This is a genomic window from Rhizobium quercicola (genome assembly GCF_021168455.1).
Classification (GTDB): Bacteria; Pseudomonadota; Alphaproteobacteria; order Rhizobiales; family Rhizobiaceae; genus Ferranicluibacter; species Ferranicluibacter quercicola.
In genome coordinates, this window is record NZ_JAJOZR010000003.1 from 20,956 (window position 1) to 44,307 (window position 23,352).

Consider the following 23,352-nt stretch of genomic DNA (forward strand, 5'->3'; position numbering starts at 1 on the left):
TAGATCAGCGCTTGAGGTTGACCAGGACGTCCAGAAGGTCGGCGCCTGTCTGGAAGACCTTGGAGTTGGCCGTGTAGCTGCGCTGGGATTCGATCATCGCCGTCAGTTCGTCAGCGATATCGACGTTGGAGCCTTCCAGAGCGTTGTCCTGGACCCCGCCGAACTGGCCGGTGCCGGCGTAACCGACGGAGACTTCGCCGGAGGAAGACCCTGCCAGATAGACGTTGCCGGCCTGCGGCTCGAGATTGTTGACGCTCTGGACCGTTGCAAGCGCCAGGCGGTAACGGGGATCCAGATCGTTGTTGGCGTATCGGACGTAGACAACGCCTTCCTTGTCGATCTCGAAGCCCGCGACGGCGCTCGGTGCGTTGCCGTCCTTGTCTCCGGGAACCGGCGTGAAGGCGGAACCCAGCTGGGTCGTCTTGGACAGGTCGATCGTGATCTCGTTCAGCTTGGCGCCGGCATAGGTCTTCTCGGCCGTCGTCACCGTGACCGGAGACGTCGTCAGGCTGCCGTCCTCGCCGAACGCCATCGTGGTCCTGCCGAGCTCTTCGCCGCTGGCACGATCCTTCACGGAAACGCTCCAGGCGTTGGTTTCGGTCTTGGCGTAGGAGATATCGAGAACGCGCGCATTGCCCTGCGTGTCGTAGACGCTCATCGAGGTCGTGGAGGCCGGATCACCGGCAGTCGTCCGCGAGTCGAGGTTCGCACCGAAGGCCGCGACCTTCGTGCCGGTTGCCGTGAGGCCTCCCGATGACAGATTGATGTTCGTCAGGCCATCGAAGCTGTTGGCGACCGCCGTCGGGGCCTTGCCATCGACATAGGCATAGCCCTGAAGGGCGTAGCCGCCCGAGTTGATCAGGTTGCCGGCTTCATTCTTGGTGAAGGCGCCGGCGCGGGTCATGTAGGACGCGCCCGTCGCATCGGATACCACGAAGAAGCCTTCGCCGTTGATCCGCAGGTCGGAACCGGAGGTCGTCGTGACCGTCGCGCCTTCATCGTCGACGCTGCGGCGAACCTTGGTATCGACGCCGCCCGAATTGTAGCTTCCGCCCGTCGCGGGCAGGATCAACGAAGAGAATTCCGTCGATGAGCGCTTGTAGCCGGTGGTGCTGGCATTCGCGATGTTCTCCGCGACGGTGCTCAGGCGGTTGGCCTGTGCGTTCATGCCGGATCCGCCGGTCCGCATCATTCCGTAGAGACTCATGTCCAATCCTCGTTTCGTTCGTCCTGGTGACACTAGGAAGCAAGCCTTGCGTGAACCTGTTCAGCCTGCCCGTCCCGAGGGAGGAGACGAAAGGACGATCGCAATTTCTTGAAGAAATTCAGCTGCATGAAACGGAAGAGAGCCATGGCGTCTCCCGATTGCGAACCCTCGTCGTTCGCTTTCGAAAGACCCCATGGCTCCCATAGAAACCGGGGTGGCAGAAGGAGGCTCAGCTCCAGTCGATGCAGTAGCCCAGGAAGCGCTTGCTATCGATCGGGTCGAAGCCCAACTTCTTGCGCAGCTTCTTGCGCAGCTTGCTGATGTGGCTTTCGACGACGTTCTCTTCGACGTCTTCATCGAAGATGCCGTAGATCGCGTTGAAGATCTGCGACTTGGAGACGCGACGGCCGCGGTTGGCGACCAGATATTCCAGGATGCGGCGTTCGCGCCGCGGCAGGGCGAAGGTCTGGCCTTCGATCTCGGGATCGCGGCCGTCCGAGAAGACGCGGATCGCACCGATGTCGGTGTAGTTGGACAGGGACTTGAGGCGGCGGCGGATGGCCGCTGCACGGGCGAGGATCTCGCGGGGATGAACCGGCTTGCGCACGACGTCATCGACTCCGCAGTCGAAGAAGGCGAGCGTGGCTTCCAGCGACGGCGTGTCGCTGATGGCGATGACCGGTGCCGCGGAACGATCCCGGATGGCGCGGGGAAGGGTCATGGCCCGTTCGCCCTGGCCGATCAGGAACACCTCGACAGCATCGATATCGCTGTCTGCAGCGGTCGAGACCCAGTCGCCGAATTCCTTGGGATCAAACCCGGTGGAGGGTACGCCTTCCCTTCCGAAGAGAGAGGTGTATCCATCTTTTACAAGTTCACGTTCATCAACCACTACGATCATTCGTCCGCTCCGAATCAGTATGGTGTTTTCCAATACGTCATTGGTACGAATCGTAGCGCCTCGTCACAATTAGAGGCTTTTGGTGGGTAGAAATGGTACTAGCTCAGGGTCCCCGGACCGATTTGATCAAGATGTAGTGGCTCATTTCGGCACACCGACTATTAATTCTGTGGAAAGGTTAACACGTGTTAATGATCGCCATTGCACGCGCCTCATTTCCGCAACGATGGACATATGCGTGCATTGCAACAAATCATCGATTTAAAATCGTAAAGGTTGTGATGAACGAACCGTTAACGGCAGAAGGACGCGGCGTTCGGCGTCCACTTACCGTAACCTGTCGCTACCAGATTTGCGATCACGCGGCAGACATATTGCTTCTGGGCGGGATCGTTGTTCGGACCGGCGTGATACCGGGCGACCGCCATGGTCCAGGTCTCGTGGCGGGCATGGAGATTTGCGAGAAATTGTGCGGCGTATTCGACATTCGTGCGCGGATCGAGCATTGCTTCCGGTGATGCGAAATTCTCTCCGTGGTAGCGATAATTGATCTGCATGCAACCGAGGTCGATGAGCCTGGCGCCCCCTGCCCGGGCCGCCTCGAATAGCTGCAGCACCTCCGCCGCGCTCGAAGCAAACACGGCCTTGCCATCGATGTTCATGGCATAGGGCTGCAGCGAGCCCTTGCGGCCCGTCTCCGTGAGGCCGACCGAATAGAGGATGCCTTCGGGGATATCGTATTTGGCGGCCGCAGCGACGATCTGGCGCTCGCACAGACCGGCATCCGAACCGGACGCAGCCTCTGCGATCAGGGGAGCACTAGAAATAAAGCTCGTCAGACACAGCAGGCTGAGGTGCCGCAGGCGTTTCGCGAAGGGTGTCGTGTCTGGTCCGCCCGTCATCTGCACTCCGCTGTCCCGCACCGCCGTTCCGGCCTTCTCCGCCATTGCCCGCCGCAAGGCCGCCCTGGCTGTCCCGTCCGTTCTGCGACGACGGCTGCTGCTGGTTGCTCTGGGGTTGCCCCGAGCCGTCATTTCCACCGGCGCTGTCCGATGGCGTGAAGATCACGTTGACCTGATCGACCTGGAAACCCTGCGCGCGAAGCGCCTTGATCATCGCATCCTGGTCGTTGGTCAGCTGCCGGTAGGCATCGCCCGTCTGGACGCGAAGATCGATCTGCAGCTCGTCGTCGCGCAGACGCAGCGTGGCCGTGACGAGACCGAGGTCGATCGGATGCATCTGGATCTTGAGCGTGTTGACCACCTTGCCGGTGGCGCCCTGCGGACCCGCGATGCCGGTGTTCGCCTGAAGCGCCTGCGTCGGGTCGCCATTGCCGGTGATGGCCGCGGCAACCGCCTGGGCGTTGGCCGTCATCGGCAGCTGGTTGCCGAGCGTCGGTGCGATGCCGAGGTAGCGCCGCGCATCCAGCACGGTAACCGTCTCGGCCTTGGCGCTGGCCGGATCGTTCGGCGCCTTGGACGCGGGCCGTTCGGCCTCCGCGCGCAGCGAGATCGGGCTGACCTTGCCATCCGCCCGCGCGAAGCGGAAGACCGGGTCGGCGCCATCGGTCGATGTCGGCAAGGCCGGGCCATCGGCCGCTGCCATTTCGGCCACCGGCAGGCGCGCCCTGTCGCCCGCGACCTTCGGAGTCGGGGTCTCCATCTCGGCCGCGATGCTTCCATCTCTCGCAGACACAGCCACCGCCGGCTGCGGCGGGACCGGCCCGAGAATGGCCATGAGGCTGCGAATATCCGCGGCCGCCGCTGGCGCCGGCTCTGCCGCGGACGCCTCCGCAGGTTCCGGCGTCATCTCGATTGTTTCCTGCTTTGCCTGGCGCAGAAGAGGCCGTGCCGCGACCTGCGGAGAGGGGGTGTCAGCCTCAGGCTCGACCACGTCCGATGCCGGTGCGGCGGCGATCTTTCCAGGCGCAACCGCTTGAAGCTGCGGTGGCATCTTCGGCAAAGAAGGAGACGCCGTGTCGGGCGTTGCCGAACGCGCGTCCTCGGCCATGCCACGTGTATCCGCCGATTTCGGACCGGAGGGCGTCCTTGCCACGCGCACAGCGGCAGACGCGTGCACATCCGGCTCCTGCGGCGGTTCGGATGCGATCGCTGGCATTGTGGCCTCAAGCGTCGGCGCGACTGGAGCCGCCGCCATCCGTGGCGGCGTCGCAGGGCGAGGCGGGGCGGCCACATCGCGGCTCTTGGTCGCTGGGATCTCTGTCGTATCATCCGCCGCCACTGTCGCAGGGTCGGCCTTGATGGCTTTCAATGCGAGGGTGGCGGAAAGCGTTGACGTCGCGGCTGTCTGTGTCGTCTTGGGAAGCGCCGGCCGGCTCTCGCTTGCGGCATCGTCCGACGGTGACGCAGGCACGGCGGCTTCGCCATCCGTATCTTCTGGCTGCGCTGCGGTCACGAGGGACAGGAGCGCCAGCGCGTCGGTTTTTTCGTCAGGAGCCTCGGGAGATGCAGGGAAATCGGTCTTTGTCGATGGGCTTTCGCCACGGGTGACGGAAGCCTGCGACGTCAGGTCCGGCTCTCCCTCACGCGACACGGAGCCGGCCGCCTCGCGCAAGCGCAGCGGTGCCGCCCCCACCTTGTCGATCTGTCGGGTGTGGACAGACGGACCGGTTGTCGTGATATCCGCAGGCTCGTCCGGCTGGGCGTTGGCACCGCCGGCCGGCGTCTTCGCCGTCGTGTCACGAGCCTGCCCGAGATCGGCGAAGGTCTTGCGAAAGGCTGCGCCGCCTTCGGCGTCGCCGTGCCGATTCTTGACGGCAGAAACGCTTGCGCGGGCCGTCTTGGCTGCCGGCAGCGCGTCATCGAGGGATCTCATATCTACATATCCTCCCGCAGCAGGGCATCGATCTCGCCCAGCTTGCTCTTCCCACTCGTGAGAAACGTCGCCAGCGCCGGATCGATATCCGCCGAGGCCGATGTCTCGGGCTTGGCGGGCGCAGCTTCGGACGTCGTCGGCGTCGCAGGGGCTGCAAAAGGGCTGTCGCTGCTGCCGGCGCCCGACATGGCGTCAGGGGACGGCGTTTGTGAAGCCAGTATGTCGGCGCTGGCTTGTGCTGAACTGTCGGCATCGGCCGGCACATCCGCAACCGGCGCCCGCAGCACCTCCCGTGCGACGGCCTGGGCTGCCGCCCTCAAGCTGCGGTCACGCGCAGACAGTTCGGCGTCCGGAATGGCCTCGATATCCTTGACGGCTTCGAGGATGCCGGTCGACGGCACATCCACGAGACCGGAATAGAATGTCGCCAGCGCGTTCGGCTCGGTATCCGCCGTCGCGGACAGGGCCGCCGCGCGTTCGGAGGCAAGCTTCGTCAGCGGCTTCAGCCCCGCAATGGCGGCATTCCGCGCGATCCGCAGAAAGACCTCGCGCTGGCGCGGCTTGTCCATGAAGGACAGGATCTCCTCGATTTTCTGGCGCTTGGCATCGCCATAGTTGGCGACCGCAAGCTCCACGAAGATATCCGCGAACTGGCCCGCATAGGGCGAGGTCATGAAGCGGCGGGTATAGGCGAGCGCATAAGCCAGCGCCCGGTCGACCTTGCCGGCTCGCGTGGTCAGCGTGAGGGAGCGGCGCAGGGCTGCCTCCTCGATATTGGTGCCGGGCGCGACAAGCCTTGCCCAGTCATAGGCCTTCACAGCCTTGCCGGGATCCTGCTGGGCGACCGCATTGCCGTAAACCAGATAGAGATAGGGGCCGATCGGCGCATTCTTGTACTCGTCGATCGTCTTCGACATGGTCTCCACGATCAGCCCACCCTTGCCGTTCAGGTAGTGGCCAAGGGCATCGGTGACGCGATTGTCGAAATTGCCGTCGATGTCGCGGCTTGCAAGATAGGCGAGCGTCTTGGGGTTTCCGCCGCTCATGGCGTAGATCAGGGCCGCATCCACATTGCGCGGATCGGCAAAGACGCTGCGATCGGCCGTCATCAGGCGCTTCTCGATGGCGCCGAGCATGAACTGCTGCATATCGGCCGAGGAGAGATCGCCATGCACGATGCTGTCCTGAACGTGCTGCAGCGAGCGGATCATCTTGTAAGGCGGCAGGTTGTCGTCTTCGCTGCCTGCGGCCTGAACGGCCGACAGCGAGGCGAGCGATACGCAGGCGCCGAGCAGAACGGAGCGGAAAGCCTTCTTCATGGCCTAGCCCTGGTTCGTCTGGACGAGGATCTCGATGCGCCGGTTGGCAGCCGCGTTCGGATCCGTCGGAACCTGCAGGCGCCGGTCGGCAAAACCGCTGATCTGGCTGACGCGGCTCTCGGCAAGCCCACCGTGGACGAGCATGTAATAGGCGCTCTGGGCACGGTCGGCCGACAAACGCCAGTTGTCATAGCCGCCCGACTTGAACGGCCGTCCGTCGGTATGGCCGCGAATGGCGATGGCGCCGCTGCGGGTGGAGAGCAGCTTGCCGATCTTTTCCATGGCGAGAACCGTGGCGCGTTCCGGAACGGCCGAACCCAGGCCGAACATCGGGGTATCGCTCTGCTCGCTGATCGAGACCAGCAGCCCGCCTTCGGTCGGGGTGACGATGAGGCCTTCGGCAAGCTTGCCGGCGGCGCCGCCGATCTCCTTCTCGATGGCCTGCTTCAGCTCCGTTGCAGCCTTGGTCTCGGCGACCGATGGCGCGGCCTTCGGCGTTGCGGGATCGTTCGCAGCTGCCATGGCATCGGCCTTGCCGTCGCCGATGTTCTCCGCAGCACCATTGCCCGCCTTGTCGGCTGTACCCGAACCGGCGTCGGCGATCTTCTTCAGTTCGACCTGCTTCGTCCAGAAATCCGGATCGAAGGGATCGCGATAGGCTTCGCCGCCTTCGGCACCGGTCGCAGGGCCGGAGGTCGAGGCCCCGCCCTCCCCTTTCGAACTGATATTGGCCTCGCGGCCCACCTCGTTGGCGATCTCGGAGAGGACCGAATAGGGGTTCTCGAAGAAATCGGCGTCGGAATACTTCGTTTCCTCGCCCGAGGTCGCGGCTTCATCCTCACCGGTCTTGGCGGAGCCACCGCTTTTCGGCTGGTCGCCATCGACCTTGGAGCGCGACTGCGTCTCCTCGCCCTTGGCGTCCTTTGCCGGCGCCTTGACGCCCTTCTCCGCCGGTTCCTGCTGCGTCAGCTGGACCGGGTTGAAGTAGGAGGCGATGGCGGCCTTGGTCTTCGGGTTGGAGGCGTTGATCAGCCACATGACCAGAAAGAAGGCCATCATGGCGGTCATGAAGTCGGCATAGGCGATCTTCCAGGCGCCGCCATGGCTGCCGCCATGGGCAGGGGCGTGCCGCTTGATGATGATGATCTCATTCTTGCCGTGATGGCTGTTGCTCTCGCTCATGCTATCACTTTCCGCACAGTATCAGCCCAGGCCGATAGCCGGGTCATCAAAATGGAATCGCCGAACTCGGCAGAGAGGTCGATCTCGTCCGTCTCGACGTGACGGAAGGTCACCTCCGTGTCGGCGAGCCGCGCCTCGAGCGCCCGGAACATCCGGGACGGGCCACGTACGGTGATCTTCACGGCATCGCCATCGACGGAATGCCGGATCGCGACGGCCAGCGACTCGACGGCCTTTTCGGTGAGCTGTTCCTGCAGGATCGGCGCGAGAACCTGGGCCGTCTGCTCGGAGATCATGTCGGCGAGCAGCGAGCCGATCTCGCTGAAGCGCTGATGGATCATCGCGGCGGCCTCGTTTTCCAGTCGCTCGCGAATCGCCTCGCACTCGGCTTCGTGTTCGGCACGCAGTGCGGCGATCTCGGCCTGATGGCGGGCGCGCATTTCCATTTCGGCATGCTCGCGCCCGCGCCCGTAGGCGCTCTGGCGTTCGGCCTCGATATCGATGACCGGCTCGGGCGGCAGCTTTGCGACCGGGCGCGTGTCGCGAGAGACGGGCTCTTCGATGTCGGGAAAATAGGTCTTGGGCACGCGCGTCAGGTCTACCTTGGGCGCGCTGAAATCCTTGAGATATCGGGAGAGCGGCGCCGTCATCGTTGCATCTCCGGCATCGGACGCCGCGCAGGAGCGCGCGCGGACGTGGTGCAGGCTGTGGACAACAGGCTTTCGGGGCCGAAACAACGGGTCATGGGCACGTCCGACCGTCTCCTTCTGGGCCCGTGCCGTGTCGGCAGAGCCCGGACATCTCGTTGAGCAGACAGGCGGAACGGGATCCGGAAGGCTGCAAGCGGCAGTGCAAGGACAGGATGCACCGGCGACCCCTTCCCGCGACCTGCGGGATCTTCGGTCTGGACCGCACTCCCGGAAAAGGAGCGCCTGCCAGAGACGGGGCTGCGAGAGGAGACTAGCGGGTCAAACTTGTGCGAGGGTTGAAGGGTGTTGGACCGCGCTCGGGCAATAGCGCGGTCCAACCGATCCACCGGAGCCGATGACCGCGGCTCCGGCGAATGACGACCGCGCCGAAGGGCGCGGCCTTGTCCCGGCTTACTGCTGGAAGAGACGCAGGATGTTTTCGGAATTGGTGTTGGCGATCGAGAGCGACTGGATGCCGAGCTGCTGCTGCGTCTGCAGAGCCTTCAGGCGAGTTGATTCCTCATTCATATCGGCATCCACCAGGCGACCGACACCCTTGTCGATCACGTCGATCAGGTTGGCGACGAAGCCCTCCTGCAGATCGATGCGCTTGGTGATGGCACCGAGCGTGGAGGCTGCATCCGTGAGGCCGGACAGAATCTCGTTCACGGCCGACAGCATGCCGGCAATTTCCTGGGGTGTCGTCGAGGTCTTCAGTTCGATCGCCGCTCCAGACGCGGGAGTGCCGCCCTGCGCGTTGATCAGGTGGTAGGCCGTCGGTACCGTGCCGCCGAGACCAGTGGGCTGGTCGACCGTGATGTCCTTGGTCAGCTGGCCACGGGAAGGATCCTGCAGATCGATCATGATCGACGACGCCGTATCGTAGTCGAGCGTCGTGACGGAAACGGACCCGTCCGACGAGCGGTTGAAGGAGCCGACGATCGACTTGACGCCGACAGCGGTCGTGCCTGCGTTGTAGAGCCAGTTTTCGCCGGAGAAGGAAGCGGACTGGGCGGCGGCAGCGAGCTGGTTCTTCAGCTCGGTCAGTTCCTTGTTGATCTTGGACTTGTCGACGCCCGGCTCGCTGGCTGCGACGAGCTTCGACTGGATCTCGCTGATGACGTCGATCGAGGAGCTCATGGCCGAATAGGAGGTATCGACCTTGGCGGCGCCGAGGCCCAGCGCGTCCTGCACGGTCGAAAGCGCCATGTTGTCCGAGCGCATGGTCGTTGCGATGGACCAGTAGGCGGCATTGTCGGCTGCGGTTTCGACGCGATAGCCCGAGGAGACACGCGCCTGCGTTTCTTCCATCGAGGTATTGATCGTCCGCAGTGTCTGCAGGGCCGCCATTGCGGCGCCGTTGGTCATGATGCTGGTCATTGGGGTTTGCCCTTTTGTCAAACGTCGGGAACATGCGGCTGAGAAGCCTGCAGCGACGGAGCGGCGTCATGCACACTGCCCAATTTACCCGATCGGCAGTTCGTCGTCTTAAGAATGATTTAATCCCGTTATGGTTAACAAAGGTTTAAATGGCGGGTCGGCTCGTCAATCTTCATGAACAGATTTAAACGAAGATGACGAAATCGTTAAGCCGTTGTTTAACAACGAAAAAGGCCGCTCTCTTGCGAGAGCGGCCTTTTTCTTGGTCGGACCGAACGGCGCCGGAGCGACGTTTCCCCGTCTCTTAACGGAAGAGCGAGAGGATGTTTTCCGAGTTGGAGTTGGCGATCGAGAGCGACTGGACGCCGAGCTGCTGCTGGGTCTGCAGAGCCTTGAGGCGGGTCGATTCCTCGTTCATGTCGGCGTCGACCAGACGGCCGATGCCCTTTTCGAAGGAAGAGCTGAGATCGTTGACGAAATCGGCCTGCATGTCGATACGCTTGTTGAGAGCGCCGAGGTCGGCGCCGGCATCGGTCATCGACTGAAGTACGGAGTCAACGCCGGAGAGTGCCTTTGCGAGGTCGGCAGGCGCCATCGTCTTGATATCGAGGGAGAGAACGCTGTAGTTCAGATTAACGTCCGTCGTGCCATCGACATCTTTGTAGGTGATATCCGACGACAGCTTGCCGCCTGTGGTATCCACGGCCCCCGCGGCATCGACCTTGATCAACAGGCTGTTGCTCGTGTCGAAGGCAAGTGTCGTGAGGCTCACATTGTTGTTGCCGTCACGGTTGAAGCCGCCAACAACATTCTTCGTTGCGCCCGCAGTACCCTGGACCCAGTTCTCGCCGGAGAAGGCGGCCGACTTCGCGATCGACTTGAGCTGGTTCTGGAGTTCCGTGATTTCCTTCTGAACCTTGGCCTTGTCGACGCCCGGCTCGCTGGCCGCGACCAGCTTGGCCTTGATCTCATCGACAACCTTGATGGAGGAGTCCATGGCGGTGTAGGCGACGTCCGTCTTTGCAGCGCCGAGGCCGAGTGCGTCCTGGACGGTTCCGAGGGACTTGTTGTCGGACTTCATGGTCGTTGCGATCGACCAGTATGCGGCGTTATCGGCGGCAGCGCCGACCTTGAGGCCGGAGGAAACGCGGCCCTGCGTCGTCTCCATGTCGGAGCCGATCTGGCGCAGCGTGGAGAGTGCTGCCATTGCGGAAGAATTCGTCAGAATGCTCGTCATTGTAATCTGCCCCTCTTGAACAGGAAAAAATGGAAGGGACATTCCGGCCTTTACCGGGAAACAGCAGCCAGCGTCATGCCTGCTAACGTGTTAAATCTCTTGGTTAACCCGCTGTTTCGATGAAGACAGAAAACACCATCAGGGTTAAAGAACAGCTAAAGCGGAAAAAATTTCGATTAAGGCAAAAGAAAAGGCCGCGTCTCCTGGGAGACGCGGCCTTTGGTACATTTCACGCTGTCGCGCGCTATCGGGCGCCCGATGCGATTAACGGAAGAGCGACAGGATGTTCTGCGATTCCGAGTTGGCGATCGAGAGCGACTGGATGCCGAGCTGCTGCTGCGTCTGCAGGGCCTTCAGGCGGGTCGATTCTTCGTTCATGTCAGCGTCCACGAGACGGCCGATGCCCTTGTCGAAGGACGACGTCAGGTCGCTGACGAAATCCGACTGCATGTCGATGCGCTTGTTGAGGGCACCGAGGTCAGCGCCGGTATCCGTCATCTTTTGAAGAACAGAATCGACGCCGGAAATTGCCTTTCCGAGGTCAGCAGGCGTCATCGTCTTGATGTCCATGGACAGGACGCTGAAGCCCAGAGTAATGTCCGTCGTGCCGTCAACGTCCTTGTACGTGATGTTTTCAGACAGCTTGCCACCCGAGTTATCGACTGCGCCCGAGGCATCGACCTTGACCAACAGGCTGTTGCTCGTGTCGAAGGAGAGTGTCGTAAGGCTCACATTGTTGTTGTTGTCGCGGTTGAAGCCGCCAACAACGTTCTTCGTGGAGCCGCCAGTCCCCTGGACCCAGTTCTCGCCAGAGAAAGCGGCCGACTTCGCGATCGACTTCAGCTGGTTCTGGAGTTCAGTGATGTCCTTCTGAACCTTAGCCTTGTCCACACCCGGTTCGCTAGCAGCGACCAGCTTGGCCTTGATGTCATCGACGACCTTGATGGAAGAATCGATCGCGGTGTAGGCGACGTCGGTCTTTGCAGCACCCAGGCCGAGGGCGTCCTGTACGGTTGCCAGCGCCTTGTTGTCCGACTTCATGGTCGTGGAGATCGACCAGTAAGCGGCATTGTCGGAAGCCGAGCCGACCTTGAGGCCGGAGGAAATGCGCGACTGCGTCGTTTCCATGTCGTTGTTGATCGTGCGCAGCGTGGAGAGCGCTGCCATTGCGGAAACGTTGGTGTTGATGCTTGACATTTAGACTGTCCCTCTAAGGTACAAAAAACAAAAACTTAGGGACATACCGGACTAACTTACCGGTGATAACGGTTCGGCATCATGCCACTCGGTACCTGTTATTCCTCAGGAGAACCAAACCCGTCATGTAGAGTGAATATCGCAGTCAAAGCTTGCGATTTGCTTAAATTGGTCTTTTGAGGGTTACGGTTAGACTGGCCGCAAAGCGACATGGCCTGAAAAAAATAATCAATAGAAACAGTTACTTGCGAAAGAAATTAAGACTAAATACACCGTGCCGCGCAATACTTGGTTAACCACGCCACGAAGGTCAGTTGAAGGAGCGCACCAAACTGCCCACGAGCAGGTTCCAGCCGTCGATCAGCACGAAGAAAAGAATCTTGAAGGGCAGCGAAATGGAGGTGGGCGGCAGCATCATCATGCCCATCGCCATCGTGATGGTCGCCACGATCAGATCAATGACGAGGAAGGGCAGCATGATCAGGAAGCCGATCTCGAAGCCACGCCGGATCTCGGAGATCATAAAGGCGGGGATGACGGCCCGCAGATCGACGCGGCCGTCCACGACCACGGTCTGGTTCTTCTCCTGGGCGATCTCGACGAAGAGCTGAAGATCCCGGTCGCGGGTATTGGCGAGCATGAACTCGCGGAAGGGCTCGCTGATGCGGGTGAGCGCTTCGGTTTCGGTGATCTGGTTCTGGATCAGCGGATCGACACCCTCGCGCCAGGCGCGGTCGAAGGTGGGTGCCATGACGTAGAACGTCATGAACAGCGCGAGGCTGACCATGATCATGTTCGACGGCGTGGTCGCAAGCCCCATGCCGGTACGCAGGATCGCAAAGGCGATGACGAAGCGCGGGAAGCTGGTGACCATGATGAGGATGCCGGGCGCGACCGACAAAATCGTCAGAAGCCCGAACGTGCGGATGATCCACGAGGCCGCGGAGCCGTCGATCGGCTGGTTGAAAATCTGCGAGGGAAACCCTTGAGCCCCTGCGATCCCCGTCATGGCAACCATGGCGGCTATGAATGCGACCAAACGAATCATTGGACCACGAATGTTCTGAAGATCACATTCGTTACGCGCCCTTCCGAGCGCAGGTCAACCCGTTCCTGGATATCGTCCTTCAGATACTGGAAACCACGAGGACCCTCGATCTGCTGGAGGGAGACGGTGCGCAGATAGGCGGCGATGTCCTCGTGGATCTGCTGCGCCATGGTGACGTCCGGCGCGCCCTTGAAGAGCAGAGCCAGCTCCAGCCGGATCCAGTTTTCCGTCGGATACGACAAATTGGTGGTGATCGGATCGAGCTGGAGAACGCCATTGGCCTCCGTCGAGGCCTTCGGGAGGCCTCCCTCGTCCTCCTTCTTGGCCTTGCCATGCTCGCCGCCGGCCGGGGCCGGCTCGTTGGCCGCCTCCGCCGCTTCCCTGGCCTTGATGGTGGCCTTCGCCTCCTCCAGAACCCGCGCCTCGTCCGAGGTCAGCGGTTCGGGCGCGAGCATGCCGCCGAGGAACCAGCCCCCGCCGGCGCCGAGCACCGAGACGATCGCGATCGCCGCGATGGTCATGACCATGCCGCTTTTCTTTTTCGGCGGTGCGCCGCCTTCGATCTCGTCCATCAGAGCCTCGCTTGTGCCTTCCAGATGCCCGTCCGATCCGCGTCCTGCCGACCCTTGCGGGTCCGCGAAGCGGCGATCAGAGCGGGGATATGATGTCCATGACCTGCTGCCCCCAGGGCGGCTGCTGCACTTCGGTCAGGCGGCCGCGGCCGCCATAGGAGATGCGGGCTTCGGCGATCTTGTCGTAGGAGATCATGTTCTTCGCATCGACATCCTGCGGCCGGACGATGCCGGCGACATTGAGGATGCGCAGTTCGTGATTGACGCGGACCTCCTGCGAACCGCTGATCAGCAGGTTGCCGTTCTCCAGAACCCCGGTGACGACCGCGGCCACGAGAAGGACGAGCTTTTCGGAACGCTCCGTCGTCCCCTCCCCCTTCGTCGAGGTATTGGAACCGTAATCGAGATTGCCCTTCCAGGCGAAATCGCTCGTCTGGGAATTGCCGGCGGCGCCGACATTGTAGCCGCTGTCATTCGTGCGCTTGCGGTCCGTCTTGTTGTCGAAGCTCGCCTTGTCGTCGATGCGGATATCGACGGTGATGATGTCGCCGATCTTCATGGCGCGGGCGTCCTTGAAGAGCGCCGATTGCTGGTCGCTCCACAGGGAATATCCGCTCGCCACCTGGTGCGGCTCCTTGGGATACATGGCCAGCTGCGGTGTCTGCGTATATTGCAGGCCGCTGCCGATCGGGCTCATGGCCGGGGCGCGGCCGACGTCGTGCAGCGACGACTGGCAACCGGTCAGAAGACTTGCGGCCAGGGCGGCCGAAAGGCGAATGTTCATGACGGTTCCTTCGATGTGTTCGGATCGGCGGCACTGGAAATGATGTTGGTGAGAACCGCCGCCTTCTCGTCGCCCATCTCGCTGAGGATAAGGCTCGACTGGCGGGGCGGCAGCTTCATGATGACGGCGGCCGCGATTTCGGAGCGCACGAGCGTGAGCTTCGCCGCTGCCGCATCCGGCTTCATCGTCTTGTAGATATCGACGAGATTGAGCTCGGCCTGCTTCAGGAATTCGTCGCGACGCTTGCGCCAGTCCTCGTATTCCGCACGCTTCTTCTCCAGAAGCGCGATGCGTTCGTCCACGCCGGCCTGCAACTGCTCGATCTGCTGCTTCTGCAGAAGGTAGCGCTGGTCGCGGGCGGCATCGGCGATGTTGGTGCAGAACTGCTGGATCTCGCCGCCCTGGGGCGCGCCCGCTCCGGCCGGTGCGGCGACCTCCTGGGCGAAAGCGCCCGGGATCGTCAGGACAAACGTCGCGGCGGCGCCGATGAGCAGCTGGCGCAGGCGTGGGGAAAGCGTGTGTGTCGCGGTCATTGCAGAACGAGCTCCGCCTGGAGGGCACCGGCCGATTTGATGCCCTGGAGAATGGAAATGATGCCGTCCGGCTTCACGCCGATCGAATTCAGGCCCGACACGAGCGTGCGCAGATTGGATCCGTTGAGGATGGCCACCTTGCCGCCGGCCTCTGTGGCGTCGATCCGCGTGTTCGGCTCGACGGCGGTCTCGCCGCGCGAGAAAGGTTCCGGCTGGACGACCGTCGGCGTTTCCGTGACCTGCACCGTCAGCGTGCCGAAGCTCACCGCCACGGGCGAGATCTGCACATCCTGCCCGATGACGATCGTGCCGGTGCGCTCGTTGACGACGACCCGGGCGGGAACGTCGGTTTCGATGACGAGGTTTTCGATATCGGCCATCAGGCGCGCGAGGTCGGCCATCTTCGGCTTGTCGATGACAACGGCCTGGCTGTCGCGGGCTTCGGCGATCTGGCCGCCGAACTGTTCGCGACCGTAGCGATTGATGGCCGCGGCCATGCCGACGGCGGTGGAGAAGTCGGGATTGCGGAGTTGGAGGACGAGATTGACCGCATCCTTGAACTTCGCCGGCAGCTCGCGCTCGATGATGGCACCGTTCGGTACCCGTCCGGCCGTGGTGATGCCCTGCTGCAAGGTTGCGGCATCGCCTTCGGCGCTGAAGCCGGTGACGACGATCGACCCCTGGGCCACTGCGTAGATCTGCCCGTCGGCACCCGACAGAGAGGTCATGACCAGCGTGCCGCCGCGCAGCGACGTGCTGTCGCCAAGCGATCCGACGGTCACGTCGATGCGGCTGCCGGGGCTTGCAAACGGCGGAAGGTTGGCGGTGACGAGCACGGCCGCGATGTTCTTGGAGCGTGACTCGCCGCCCTGCGTGGAGATGCCGAGGTTCTGCAGCATGGCGCGCAGCGACTGCTCGGTGAAGGGCGAGGAGCGCAGGCTGTCGCCCGTGCCCTGAAGGCCGACCACGAGACCGTAGCCGATCAGCTGGTTGTCGCGGCCCGACTGCAGCGAGGCCACATCCTTGATTCGGGCCGCAGCGGAGGCGACGTCGACGCCGAGGGTGAGGTTGAGTGGCAGGCTGAGAGCCAGCGCCGCAACGATCGCGATGACGCGCCGTGCCATGGAAACGATCATTTTGCCACCACGTGTACTGTGCCGTCTGCCATGACGGTGCCCGAGACGATCATGCCGGAATCGGTGTTGCGGATACGGATGAGGTCGCCGACCGAGGCATTGTCGAGCGGCGAGCCGCCGGCCGTGATCGTCAGCGAGCCGTTCGAATAGACGATCCGCACGGCCTTGCCGCGTTCCACGGCATAGGGCTCGCGCAGCCCGGCGACGAAGATGACGCGCCCGGCGAGAAGGGTGCGGTTGGTGACCTTGCCGACGACCTGATCGAGCCCCGAGGCGTAGTCGCCCGACAGGTCCGGATTGGTGACGGCGACCACTTCCAGATGCGTCTCCTCGATGGTCTGACCGGGATAGATGGTTTCCGTCGGAATGACGGCGGTCTTGGAGGCCGTGCGCGCACCGCTCTGGCTGCTGCTCTGGGTTCCGGCCTGACCGCTCGCGCCGGTCATCGTCATCGTGGAAAAGGCGGCAGCACACAGCATCGTGGCAAGCAGGCGCCGGGTGGCGTGCTGCGCGAAGCGCGCCGCCAACCTTTCCTTCCCCAGCCTGTTCATCGGGCGAAACATCATGTCTGCCGCTCCTTCCGCGTTTTCGCCGCTTATCTCAGGTTCTTGCTGACCGTGGAGGCCATCTCGTCGGCGGCCTGGATGATCTTCGAGTTCATCTCGTAGGCGCGCTGCGCGGAGATGAGGTCGGTGATTTCCTTGACCGGATCGACGTTCGACGCCTCGAGATATTTCTGCTTGATCTGGGCGTAGCCGGGATCGGCCGGAGAGCCGACGACGGCGGCACCCGAAGCCGGCGTTTCCTTGAAGAGATTGTCGCCCTGCGGCGCGAGGCCGGCCTCGTTGATGAAGTTGGCGATCGTCAGCTGGCCGATCTGGGTGGGGATCGAGGACCCGTTCACCCGGGCCATGATCTGGCCGGATGTCGAAACGGTGACGTCGGTCGAACCCTGCGGAAGCGTGATGCCGGGAACGACGGTGTAGCCGTCGATGGTGACGAGCTGGCCCGTATCGTTGGTGTTGAAAGCGCCGGCACGGGTATAGGCCGTCTCGCCGTCAGGCGTTTCCACCTGGAACCAGCCGCGACCGATGAGCGCCATGTCGAGATCGTTGCCCGTCTGAACAAGGCTGCCCTGGATGTGCAGGTTGCGCACGGCCGAGGTCTGGACGCCGAGGCCGACATTGGCGCCTTCCGGAACGACCGCCTGGTTCGCCCGGTTGGGCACGCCGGCGGCGCGCTCGGTCTGGTAGAGAAGATCCGAGAACTCGGCACGCGCCCGCTTGTAGCCCGTCGTATTGATGTTCGCGATGTTGTTCGCGATGACCTCGAGGTTGAGCTGCTGCGCATTCATGCCGGTGGCGGCGATGGAGAGAGCCTTCATGGTACTATTCCTTTAGATCCGCGCCTCAGATCGGTGTACGGGCGATTTCGAGATAGGCGGTGACGATCTTGTCGCGGATGGCGATGGCCGTCTGAAGCGACTGTTCGGCGCTCATAACCGCATCGATGACTTCGCGGGTATTGGCCTTGCCGCTGATCCCCGCGATGGACGAGGTTTCGGCGGAGCGCAGCGAATTGGTCATCTCCGATGCCATGCCGCTGAAGACCTCCGAGAAGCTCTGCCCGGCCGGTGCGGTGCTGCCGAGCGCCTGCGAGGCCATGGATGCGGCCGAACTCGTGGCGTTCGTGGTGCTTTCGGTGGCGGAAGAGAGCGCGGCACCGATGGTCTTGATTGCGTCGATCATTATTGCGAAGCCCTCAGGAGGTCGATTGTCTGGGAGATGAGGTCGCGTGCCTGCTTCGTCGTCTGCAGGTTGGCCTCGTAGGAACGGTTGGCTTCGCGCATGTCGGCCATTTCGATCAGCACGTTGACGTTGGGCAGCTTGACCATGCCCTTGGCGTCGGCGGCCGGGTTGCCCGGGTCGAATTCGACGCTGAAATCGGATTGATCGACGCCGAGCTTCTGCACCTCGACGCTTGCAGCACCGCTGACGCGGTCCACCTCTGCGGCAAAGCTGACCGTCTTGCGACGGTAGGGATCGGCACCGGCGGTGTCGCCGGTCGAGCGGGCGTTGGCGATGTTTTCGGACACGATGCGCAGGCGCGTGGACTCGGCTTCGAGACCGGAGGCTGCGACTTTGAGGGCGGAGACGAGTGGATCCATGGCCATTACTTCCTGACGACCATCAGCATCATGCGATGGAAGGACTTCACGAGACCGGTGTTGAGCTCGTAATCCCGCTTCACTTCGCCGGATTTCATGAGCTCCTTCTCGATCTCGACGCTGTTGCCCGACTGCTGGACTTCGCCATCGTCGATCAGCGACGTCTCGGTGATCTGGTTGCTCATGGGACCGCTGGAAAAATGCGCGGGATTGGTGGCCGCCAGCTGAAAGCCGGTTTCCTTCATGACGCTGTCGAAAGGCTTGATGTCCTTCGATGCGTAGTGCGGCGTATTGGCGTTGGCGATGTTGCCTGCGACGACATTCTGGCGGACGGCGAGCCACTGCGCTTGCCTCGATGCCAGTTCGAACAGCTGAATAGGTTGCATCATGCGACTCCATGCTTGTTGCTGGAGACACTAGGCTCGTAAACTTGCGTGGGACTGGCGCGGTTTTGCAGGCTTTCGGCGCGTGGGAGCGCAGAAAACGGCCTTCGACCAAAACTGTAAAAAGGCCGTCATGGCGGGGGCTCGCGGCGAGCGCCGGGCGTTTTTGAGAACGCAAAGGGCGCTGCAGCCATCGAGGGTGATGGCCGAGCCTGCGCAAGCATCATGCAAGCGGATGCAGGGAAGAGCGGAACGCGTCATTCCGCCTTGAAGACGTCTCCCCGGGACGTGATCATCACCCAGTTGCCATCGCGCTCCTCGAGCGTGGCAAGCCGGCTGTTGTCCGGCAGGGGTGAGCCCACCCGGACGATATACATGCCGCTGACATCCTCGATCAGGGCGCGACCGCCGGCGACGTGGACGAGCTTGAAGGTGATCGATCCGGGCAAGGGCTGGTCGAGCATCGGCTCGGCAGGCTCTCCTGCGGTCGCCGCAGGCGCGGGCACCGTCGCCGTGACGAGCCGATCGACGGCGGCCTGCGTTTCCGCGGCCAGTGTCTGCGCAGGCTCGGACGGAGACGCCTCCGGGGCGGACGCCATGCCCGGCGTGCCGATCTTTTCGGGAAGATCCTGCGTGGCGCCGTTCCAGAGGGCGGGAAGCGCGAATTTCTCCTGATTGAGGAAGGCATACCACGGGAAGAACATGGCGAGGCCCGCAAGGGCGATGCCCGTGCCGACAAGCGCCTTGTCGAAGATGGGCATGCGATCGCTCTGCTTGCGCTGCCTGACGATTTCGTCTGCGTCCATATCGTTCATGCCGGCCTCCTCCCCGTCGTCAGCGCCGCGCCTGCTGTCCGCCCGCTCCGGCCTTCAGCGCATTGGCGAGGTCGGTGAAAGCGTCGAAAGCAGGGCGTTCGCCCGGTGTCTGCTTCAAGATGTCGTAGATGACCGGCACCTGTTTGATGGCCATGTCGAGATCGGGATCCGAACCCGCGCGGTAGCCGCCGATCAGACGGAGGTCGCGGGTTTCCTCGTAGCGGTGGATCAGCGACTTCAGCCGCGAGACCAGCATTTCCTGATCGGGCGTCCAGGCCTTGCGTGCGAGACGCGAGACGGAGGACAGCGGGTTGATCGGGGGATAGCGGCCCTCTTCGGCCAGGCTGCGGTCCATGACGATATGGCCGTCGAGAATACCGCGGGTGGAGTCGGCGATCGGGTCGTTGTGGTTGTCGCCGTCGACGAGGATCGAGATGATCGCGGTGATGGTGCCCGTGCCTTCCGGGCCGGGGCCGGCCCGCTCGAGAAGGCGCGGAAGCTCCGTGAAGACGGAGGCGGGATAACCGCGCGCGATCGGCGGCTCGCCGGAGGCCGTCGCCACTTCGCGGATCGCGTGGGCGAAGCGGGTCACGCTGTCGATGATGAGGAGGACGTTATCGCCCTGGTCGCGGAAATGCTCGGCGATGGTGATGGCCGTCAGCGGCGCCATCTTGCGCAGCATCGGGCTCTCGTCGCTGGTGGCGACCACGGCGACCGACTTCTTCAGATTGTCGCCGAGCGTGTCCTCGATGAATTCGCGCACTTCGCGGCCACGTTCGCCGACCAGCGCGATGACGACGCGGTCGAAGGCATCGGCGCGGGCGAGCATGGAGAGAAGCGTCGACTTGCCGACGCCGGAGCCGGCGAAGACGCCAAGGCGCTGGCCGAGGCAGAGCGGCGAGAAGATATCGACGGCGCGAACGCCGGTGCGGAAGCCGTGCTCGACGCGCTGGCGCGTCATGGACGGCGGCGCAGAGGTGGAAATGGCGCGGCGGACGTCGCCCTGCATCATCGGCCCGCGACCGTCGATCGGCTCGCCGAGCGAATTGATGGTGCGGCCGCACCAGCTGGCGGCGGGAGCGACACGGAAGGCGCCCTTGCGGATGACCGTGTCGTGGATGCCGATCGGCTCGCCCGGCTCGATCGGGCAGACGACGACCGTTTCCGGCTCGACCTTGACGACTTCGCCGAGGTGGATGCCGGTCGCGCTCTTGTGGGCGACGAATTCGCCGAGGCGAACATGGCGGGACAGGCCGCTGACGGTGTAGTGACCGGGTGAAATGGTCTGGACATGGCCGCCGGGCGCGACGGCATGCTCGGCCCTGGAGTACCGATCGACCAGACCGGCGAGCGCCGACAAGGCGGTCGATGCCTGCCGAACCTCCAGCGGCTGGTCGCTGATGACGGTCACTTGCTGCCACCGAGCGTCTTGATCGCCTCATCCAGCGATGTTTCGCTGTCGCGCAGCAGCGAGGCGATGCTCTCGAAGGCGCGCGAGACGGTGATCAGCTGCGACATCTCCTGCACGGGATTGACGTTGGATTCCTCGACATAGCCCTGCATCACGCCGACATCCATGCGATCGACGACCGGCTCGGGAGCCATCGCCGGAATGACTGCGGAGTTGTCGTAGCGCGTGAAGCCGTTGGCGAAGTTGGCCTCGGAGAGGCCGAGGGCCGCCACCTGGGTGCCGTTCTGGCGAATGACGCCGTCATTGCCGATGACGACCTCGCCGGCATTGCCGTTCAGCTGGATGGGGGCGCCGCCCGCATCGAGCACCGGGTAGCCCCGCATGGTGACGAGATCGCCGGTTTCGGTCAGGGAAAACCGTCCGTCGCGCGTCAGCGCCGGGCCGGCGGGCGTCTCGATGGACAGCCAGGCATCGCCCTTGATGGCGACATCGAGCGTGTTGCCGGTGTGCGACAGACCGCCCGACGAGGTGTTGAGGAACTCCGCACCTTCGCCGACGAAGGCGACCTTGGTCGGACGGGTATCGCCGAGCACGGTGTTGAACTTCACCTCCGTGGCGCGAAAGCCGACGGTGGTGGCATTGGCGACGTTGTCGGCCAGGGTGTTCATGCGCTTTTCGAGCGCAATCTGCGAGGAAACGCCGACATACAGACCGGTTTGCATGCTCATCGACCTCCGAGCTTCAACGTGTTGATGGACAGGAGGAGATCGGACGAAATGCCGAAGCCGCTCTGCTTGCCGAAAAGCGCCAGGGGATCGTAACTGCTCGTGGCATGGTCGAGCTCCCAGAGCGCCGTGAAACGCTCCATCAGCTTCGACATCTTCTGCGGATCCTGCAGATCCTTGAGGTCAATCGCCTTGGAAACGGCGTCGGCCTGCTTGTCGATATCGGCCGCTGAAAAGGCCTCGGGGACCTGCATGATCGTGCGCACGACCTGCGCCAGCGCCTCGTCGGCCAGAAGGCCGAAGGCATTGGTGACGCCGGGCGCCATGCGTTCGAAATAGAGGGCTAGGCGCACGCCGGCATTGTCCTCGCCCGCATCCTGCTCCAGCGTCTGGCGGGCATATTTTTCCGTGACACCCTTGCGGGCCTTGTCGGAGGCGGTGGCGGCAGCGCCATCCGCAGCGAAGTTCAGCGACTTCACGAGATCGGTGTAGCGGCTGTCGGAGAGCTTGTTGGCGAAGGCATCGTCACTGGCGACGCCTTCGGTCAGCACCTTGCGCATGAAGGCCTTGGCATAGCCCATGTCTTCGAGGCCGTGGGCCTTCAGGGCATAATCGTAAAGGCGGCTGTCGGCGAAGAAGTCGTCGATCGATTTCACATTGCCGATATGGGCGAGATAATACTCCGTTTCCCGCGCCACGTCGGGCTTCTCCGTGACGCGCTTGAGCGACGTCGTGAGGTCGGCCGTTATCTGCCGGTAGCTGGTGAAGGTGGTGGTCACGGCATGTCCCCGAAGGCGAAGCGCAGGGCTTGGGCCCGGCTTCTGTTCGCGGCCAAGCTGAACCACGCTCCTTGCGCGAACCTGTCGACCTTTCCACAGGTTGCAATCAGCCTCACGCAAGCATCGGACCCTAGGGATGGACCCCACAATCCACCACTGCGGCAGGTAGAGACATGAACATCATCATCGGACTCGTCATGACAATGGGCTGTATTCTCGGCGGCTTCATTGCGATGGGCGGGCACATGGCCGTTCTCAACCAGCCGTTCGAGCTCGTCATCATCGGCGGTGCCGGTATCGGCGGTTTCATCATGGGCAACTCCATGAAGACGGTGAAGGACGCCGGCAAGGCGCTCGTGGAAGCCTTCAAGCACAAGGTGCCCAAGCAGCGCGAATATCTCGATACGCTCGGCGTGCTCTACAGCCTCATGCGCGACCTGCGCACCAAGTCGCGCAACGAGATCGAAAGCCACATCGACAATCCCGACGAATCCGCGATCTTCCAGTCGGCGCCGACCGTGCTGAAGAACAAGGACCTGACGGCCTTCATCTGCGACTACGTCCGCCTTATCATCATCGGCAATGCCCGCAGCCACGAGATCGAGGCGCTGATGGACGAGGAAATCAACACCATCACCCACGACAAGATGCACTCGTACAACTCGCTGGCAACGATGGGCGACGCCTTCCCCGCCATCGGCATCGTCGCGGCCGTTCTCGGCGTCATCAAGGCCATGGGCGCCATCACCGAGAGCCCGGAAGTTCTCGGCGGCAAGATCGCGGCCGCCCTCGTCGGCACCATGCTCGGCATCTTTCTGTCCTACTGCATCGTGAGCCCGCTGATCGCCAACGTGAAGCATGTGCGCGAAAAGCAGAACCGCCTCTACATCATCGTCAAGCAGACGCTGCTCGCCTACATGAACGGCTCCGTGCCGCAGGTGGCGCTCGAATACGGCCGCAAGACGATCTCCTCCTACGAGCGTCCGTCGATCGATGCCGTTGAGCAGGAGATGATGAATCCCGGTGGCGGCGGCGAGAGCAAGGCGGCCTGA

Annotated in this window: 25 protein-coding genes; 1 reads left to right on the forward strand and 24 read right to left on the reverse strand. The window is 63.0% G+C overall.

What is annotated here, in order from left to right; translation table 11 throughout:
- Positions 1 to 4: 4 nt before the first annotated feature.
- The 24 genes from LRX75_RS05275 to LRX75_RS05390 all read right to left on the reverse strand — a co-directional run bounded on the left by LRX75_RS05275 (position 5) and on the right by LRX75_RS05390 (position 22,300).
- Positions 5 to 1,207, reverse strand: a complete 1,203-nt coding sequence (locus LRX75_RS05275; protein ID WP_231812528.1) for a flagellar hook protein FlgE — start codon at positions 1,205 to 1,207, stop codon at positions 5 to 7.
- Positions 1,208 to 1,436: 229 nt separating this feature from the next.
- The gene (rem, locus tag LRX75_RS05280) at positions 1,437 to 2,108 is read right to left on the reverse strand and encodes a transcriptional activator Rem (protein ID WP_231812530.1); all 672 of its coding nucleotides are present in this window, start codon (positions 2,106 to 2,108) and stop codon (positions 1,437 to 1,439) included.
- Between the two features lie 293 nt (positions 2,109 to 2,401).
- Positions 2,402 to 3,010, reverse strand: a complete 609-nt coding sequence (locus LRX75_RS05285; RefSeq protein WP_231812977.1) for a transglycosylase SLT domain-containing protein — start codon at positions 3,008 to 3,010, stop codon at positions 2,402 to 2,404.
- Positions 2,928 to 4,943 (reverse strand): flagellar hook-length control protein FliK, encoded by a 2,016-nt coding sequence (gene fliK / locus LRX75_RS05290; protein WP_231812532.1) that lies wholly within the window; start codon positions 4,941 to 4,943, stop codon positions 2,928 to 2,930. The genes LRX75_RS05285 and fliK overlap by 83 nt, the downstream gene beginning before the upstream one ends.
- Positions 4,944 to 4,945: 2 nt before the next feature.
- Positions 4,946 to 6,262, reverse strand: a complete 1,317-nt coding sequence (gene motC, locus LRX75_RS05295; protein ID WP_231812534.1) for a chemotaxis protein MotC — start codon at positions 6,260 to 6,262, stop codon at positions 4,946 to 4,948.
- A 3-nt stretch (positions 6,263 to 6,265) separates the two neighbouring features.
- Positions 6,266 to 7,444 (reverse strand): flagellar motor protein MotB, encoded by a 1,179-nt coding sequence (locus tag LRX75_RS05300; protein WP_231812536.1) that lies wholly within the window; start codon positions 7,442 to 7,444, stop codon positions 6,266 to 6,268.
- Positions 7,441 to 8,094, reverse strand: coding sequence for a hypothetical protein (locus tag LRX75_RS05305; protein WP_231812538.1), 654 nt, complete (start codon positions 8,092 to 8,094; stop codon positions 7,441 to 7,443). The genes LRX75_RS05300 and LRX75_RS05305 overlap by 4 nt, the downstream gene beginning before the upstream one ends.
- A gap of 450 nt (positions 8,095 to 8,544) precedes the next feature.
- On the reverse strand, positions 8,545 to 9,513 hold the full coding sequence (locus LRX75_RS05310) for a flagellin N-terminal helical domain-containing protein (RefSeq protein WP_231812540.1): 969 nt from the start codon (positions 9,511 to 9,513) through the stop codon (positions 8,545 to 8,547).
- A gap of 304 nt (positions 9,514 to 9,817) precedes the next feature.
- Positions 9,818 to 10,750, reverse strand: coding sequence for a flagellin N-terminal helical domain-containing protein (locus tag LRX75_RS05315; protein WP_231812542.1), 933 nt, complete (start codon positions 10,748 to 10,750; stop codon positions 9,818 to 9,820).
- Positions 10,751 to 11,014: 264 nt separating this feature from the next.
- Complete coding sequence (locus LRX75_RS05320) at positions 11,015 to 11,947, reverse strand: flagellin N-terminal helical domain-containing protein (protein ID WP_231812544.1); 933 nt, start codon at positions 11,945 to 11,947, stop codon at positions 11,015 to 11,017.
- A gap of 310 nt (positions 11,948 to 12,257) precedes the next feature.
- Positions 12,258 to 12,995, reverse strand: coding sequence for a flagellar type III secretion system pore protein FliP (fliP, locus tag LRX75_RS05325; protein WP_062470289.1), 738 nt, complete (start codon positions 12,993 to 12,995; stop codon positions 12,258 to 12,260).
- The gene (locus LRX75_RS05330) at positions 12,992 to 13,567 is read right to left on the reverse strand and encodes a flagellar basal body-associated FliL family protein (protein WP_231812546.1); all 576 of its coding nucleotides are present in this window, start codon (positions 13,565 to 13,567) and stop codon (positions 12,992 to 12,994) included. The genes fliP and LRX75_RS05330 overlap by 4 nt, the downstream gene beginning before the upstream one ends.
- Positions 13,568 to 13,643: 76 nt before the next feature.
- Positions 13,644 to 14,351 carry a flagellar basal body L-ring protein FlgH gene (gene flgH / locus LRX75_RS05335; RefSeq protein ID WP_113149157.1) on the reverse strand — a complete coding sequence of 236 codons (708 nt, stop codon included), beginning with the start codon at positions 14,349 to 14,351 and terminating at the stop codon, positions 13,644 to 13,646.
- Positions 14,348 to 14,884, reverse strand: a complete 537-nt coding sequence (locus tag LRX75_RS05340) for a MotE family protein (protein ID WP_231812548.1) — start codon at positions 14,882 to 14,884, stop codon at positions 14,348 to 14,350. The genes flgH and LRX75_RS05340 overlap by 4 nt, the downstream gene beginning before the upstream one ends.
- Positions 14,881 to 16,008: a flagellar basal body P-ring protein FlgI gene (locus LRX75_RS05345; RefSeq protein WP_338110273.1), complete on the reverse strand. Its 1,128-nt coding sequence runs from the start codon at positions 16,006 to 16,008 to the stop codon at positions 14,881 to 14,883. Before LRX75_RS05345 ends, LRX75_RS05340 begins: the two co-directional genes overlap by 4 nt.
- Before the next feature lie 8 nt (positions 16,009 to 16,016).
- Positions 16,017 to 16,586, reverse strand: a complete 570-nt coding sequence (gene flgA / locus LRX75_RS05350; protein ID WP_231812550.1) for a flagellar basal body P-ring formation chaperone FlgA — start codon at positions 16,584 to 16,586, stop codon at positions 16,017 to 16,019.
- A 29-nt stretch (positions 16,587 to 16,615) separates the two neighbouring features.
- A complete protein-coding gene (flgG, locus tag LRX75_RS05355; protein ID WP_231812552.1) occupies positions 16,616 to 17,404 on the reverse strand; it encodes a flagellar basal-body rod protein FlgG in 789 nt (262 codons plus the stop codon).
- Positions 17,405 to 17,429: 25 nt separating this feature from the next.
- On the reverse strand, positions 17,430 to 17,768 hold the full coding sequence (gene fliE, locus LRX75_RS05360) for a flagellar hook-basal body complex protein FliE (protein WP_231812554.1): 339 nt from the start codon (positions 17,766 to 17,768) through the stop codon (positions 17,430 to 17,432).
- Positions 17,768 to 18,187 (reverse strand): flagellar basal body rod protein FlgC, encoded by a 420-nt coding sequence (flgC, locus tag LRX75_RS05365; RefSeq protein ID WP_113149658.1) that lies wholly within the window; start codon positions 18,185 to 18,187, stop codon positions 17,768 to 17,770. The genes fliE and flgC overlap by 1 nt, the downstream gene beginning before the upstream one ends.
- Positions 18,188 to 18,192: 5 nt before the next feature.
- Entirely contained in the window at positions 18,193 to 18,573 is a 381-nt protein-coding gene (gene flgB, locus LRX75_RS05370) for a flagellar basal body rod protein FlgB (RefSeq protein ID WP_092935977.1), read from the reverse strand.
- Between the two features lie 254 nt (positions 18,574 to 18,827).
- The gene (locus LRX75_RS05375; RefSeq protein ID WP_231812556.1) at positions 18,828 to 19,385 is read right to left on the reverse strand and encodes a flagellar protein; all 558 of its coding nucleotides are present in this window, start codon (positions 19,383 to 19,385) and stop codon (positions 18,828 to 18,830) included.
- 19 nt (positions 19,386 to 19,404) lie between these two features.
- Positions 19,405 to 20,787: a flagellar protein export ATPase FliI gene (gene fliI, locus LRX75_RS05380; RefSeq protein ID WP_231812979.1), complete on the reverse strand. Its 1,383-nt coding sequence runs from the start codon at positions 20,785 to 20,787 to the stop codon at positions 19,405 to 19,407.
- Positions 20,788 to 20,792: 5 nt separating this feature from the next.
- Entirely contained in the window at positions 20,793 to 21,518 is a 726-nt protein-coding gene (flgF, locus tag LRX75_RS05385) for a flagellar basal-body rod protein FlgF (RefSeq protein WP_231812558.1), read from the reverse strand.
- Positions 21,519 to 21,520: 2 nt separating this feature from the next.
- Positions 21,521 to 22,300 (reverse strand): DUF1217 domain-containing protein, encoded by a 780-nt coding sequence (locus LRX75_RS05390; RefSeq protein ID WP_231812559.1) that lies wholly within the window; start codon positions 22,298 to 22,300, stop codon positions 21,521 to 21,523.
- A 173-nt stretch (positions 22,301 to 22,473) separates the two neighbouring features.
- Between LRX75_RS05390 and motA the strand changes: the two genes are divergently transcribed.
- Entirely contained in the window at positions 22,474 to 23,352 is an 879-nt protein-coding gene (gene motA, locus LRX75_RS05395; protein WP_092932128.1) for a flagellar motor stator protein MotA, read from the forward strand.

Excerpts from the sequence above, each read along its gene's own strand:
- LRX75_RS05275 (WP_231812528.1), bottom strand. The coding sequence starts at position 1,207 with ATGAGTCTCTACGGAATGATGCGGACCGGCGGATCCGGCATGAACGCA.
- rem (WP_231812530.1), bottom strand. The coding sequence starts at position 2,108 with ATGATCGTAGTGGTTGATGAACGTGAACTTGTAAAAGATGGATACACC.
- LRX75_RS05285 (WP_231812977.1), bottom strand. The coding sequence starts at position 3,010 with ATGACGGGCGGACCAGACACGACACCCTTCGCGAAACGCCTGCGGCAC.
- fliK (WP_231812532.1), bottom strand. The coding sequence starts at position 4,943 with ATGAGATCCCTCGATGACGCGCTGCCGGCAGCCAAGACGGCCCGCGCA.
- motC (WP_231812534.1), bottom strand. The coding sequence starts at position 6,262 with ATGAAGAAGGCTTTCCGCTCCGTTCTGCTCGGCGCCTGCGTATCGCTC.
- LRX75_RS05300 (WP_231812536.1), bottom strand. The coding sequence starts at position 7,444 with ATGAGCGAGAGCAACAGCCATCACGGCAAGAATGAGATCATCATCATC.
- LRX75_RS05305 (WP_231812538.1), bottom strand. The coding sequence starts at position 8,094 with ATGACGGCGCCGCTCTCCCGATATCTCAAGGATTTCAGCGCGCCCAAG.
- LRX75_RS05310 (WP_231812540.1), bottom strand. The coding sequence starts at position 9,513 with ATGACCAGCATCATGACCAACGGCGCCGCAATGGCGGCCCTGCAGACA.
- LRX75_RS05315 (WP_231812542.1), bottom strand. The coding sequence starts at position 10,750 with ATGACGAGCATTCTGACGAATTCTTCCGCAATGGCAGCACTCTCCACG.
- LRX75_RS05320 (WP_231812544.1), bottom strand. The coding sequence starts at position 11,947 with ATGTCAAGCATCAACACCAACGTTTCCGCAATGGCAGCGCTCTCCACG.
- fliP (WP_062470289.1), bottom strand. The coding sequence starts at position 12,995 with ATGATTCGTTTGGTCGCATTCATAGCCGCCATGGTTGCCATGACGGGG.
- LRX75_RS05330 (WP_231812546.1), bottom strand. The coding sequence starts at position 13,567 with ATGGACGAGATCGAAGGCGGCGCACCGCCGAAAAAGAAAAGCGGCATG.
- flgH (WP_113149157.1), bottom strand. The coding sequence starts at position 14,351 with ATGAACATTCGCCTTTCGGCCGCCCTGGCCGCAAGTCTTCTGACCGGT.
- LRX75_RS05340 (WP_231812548.1), bottom strand. The coding sequence starts at position 14,884 with ATGACCGCGACACACACGCTTTCCCCACGCCTGCGCCAGCTGCTCATC.
- LRX75_RS05345 (WP_338110273.1), bottom strand. The coding sequence starts at position 16,008 with ATGGCACGGCGCGTCATCGCGATCGTTGCGGCGCTGGCTCTCAGCCTG.
- flgA (WP_231812550.1), bottom strand. The coding sequence starts at position 16,586 with ATGATGTTTCGCCCGATGAACAGGCTGGGGAAGGAAAGGTTGGCGGCG.
- flgG (WP_231812552.1), bottom strand. The coding sequence starts at position 17,404 with ATGAAGGCTCTCTCCATCGCCGCCACCGGCATGAATGCGCAGCAGCTC.
- fliE (WP_231812554.1), bottom strand. The coding sequence starts at position 17,768 with ATGATCGACGCAATCAAGACCATCGGTGCCGCGCTCTCTTCCGCCACC.
- flgC (WP_113149658.1), bottom strand. The coding sequence starts at position 18,187 with ATGGATCCACTCGTCTCCGCCCTCAAAGTCGCAGCCTCCGGTCTCGAA.
- flgB (WP_092935977.1), bottom strand. The coding sequence starts at position 18,573 with ATGCAACCTATTCAGCTGTTCGAACTGGCATCGAGGCAAGCGCAGTGG.
- LRX75_RS05375 (WP_231812556.1), bottom strand. The coding sequence starts at position 19,385 with ATGAACGATATGGACGCAGACGAAATCGTCAGGCAGCGCAAGCAGAGC.
- flgF (WP_231812558.1), bottom strand. The coding sequence starts at position 21,518 with ATGCAAACCGGTCTGTATGTCGGCGTTTCCTCGCAGATTGCGCTCGAA.
- motA (WP_092932128.1), top strand. The coding sequence starts at position 22,474 with ATGAACATCATCATCGGACTCGTCATGACAATGGGCTGTATTCTCGGC.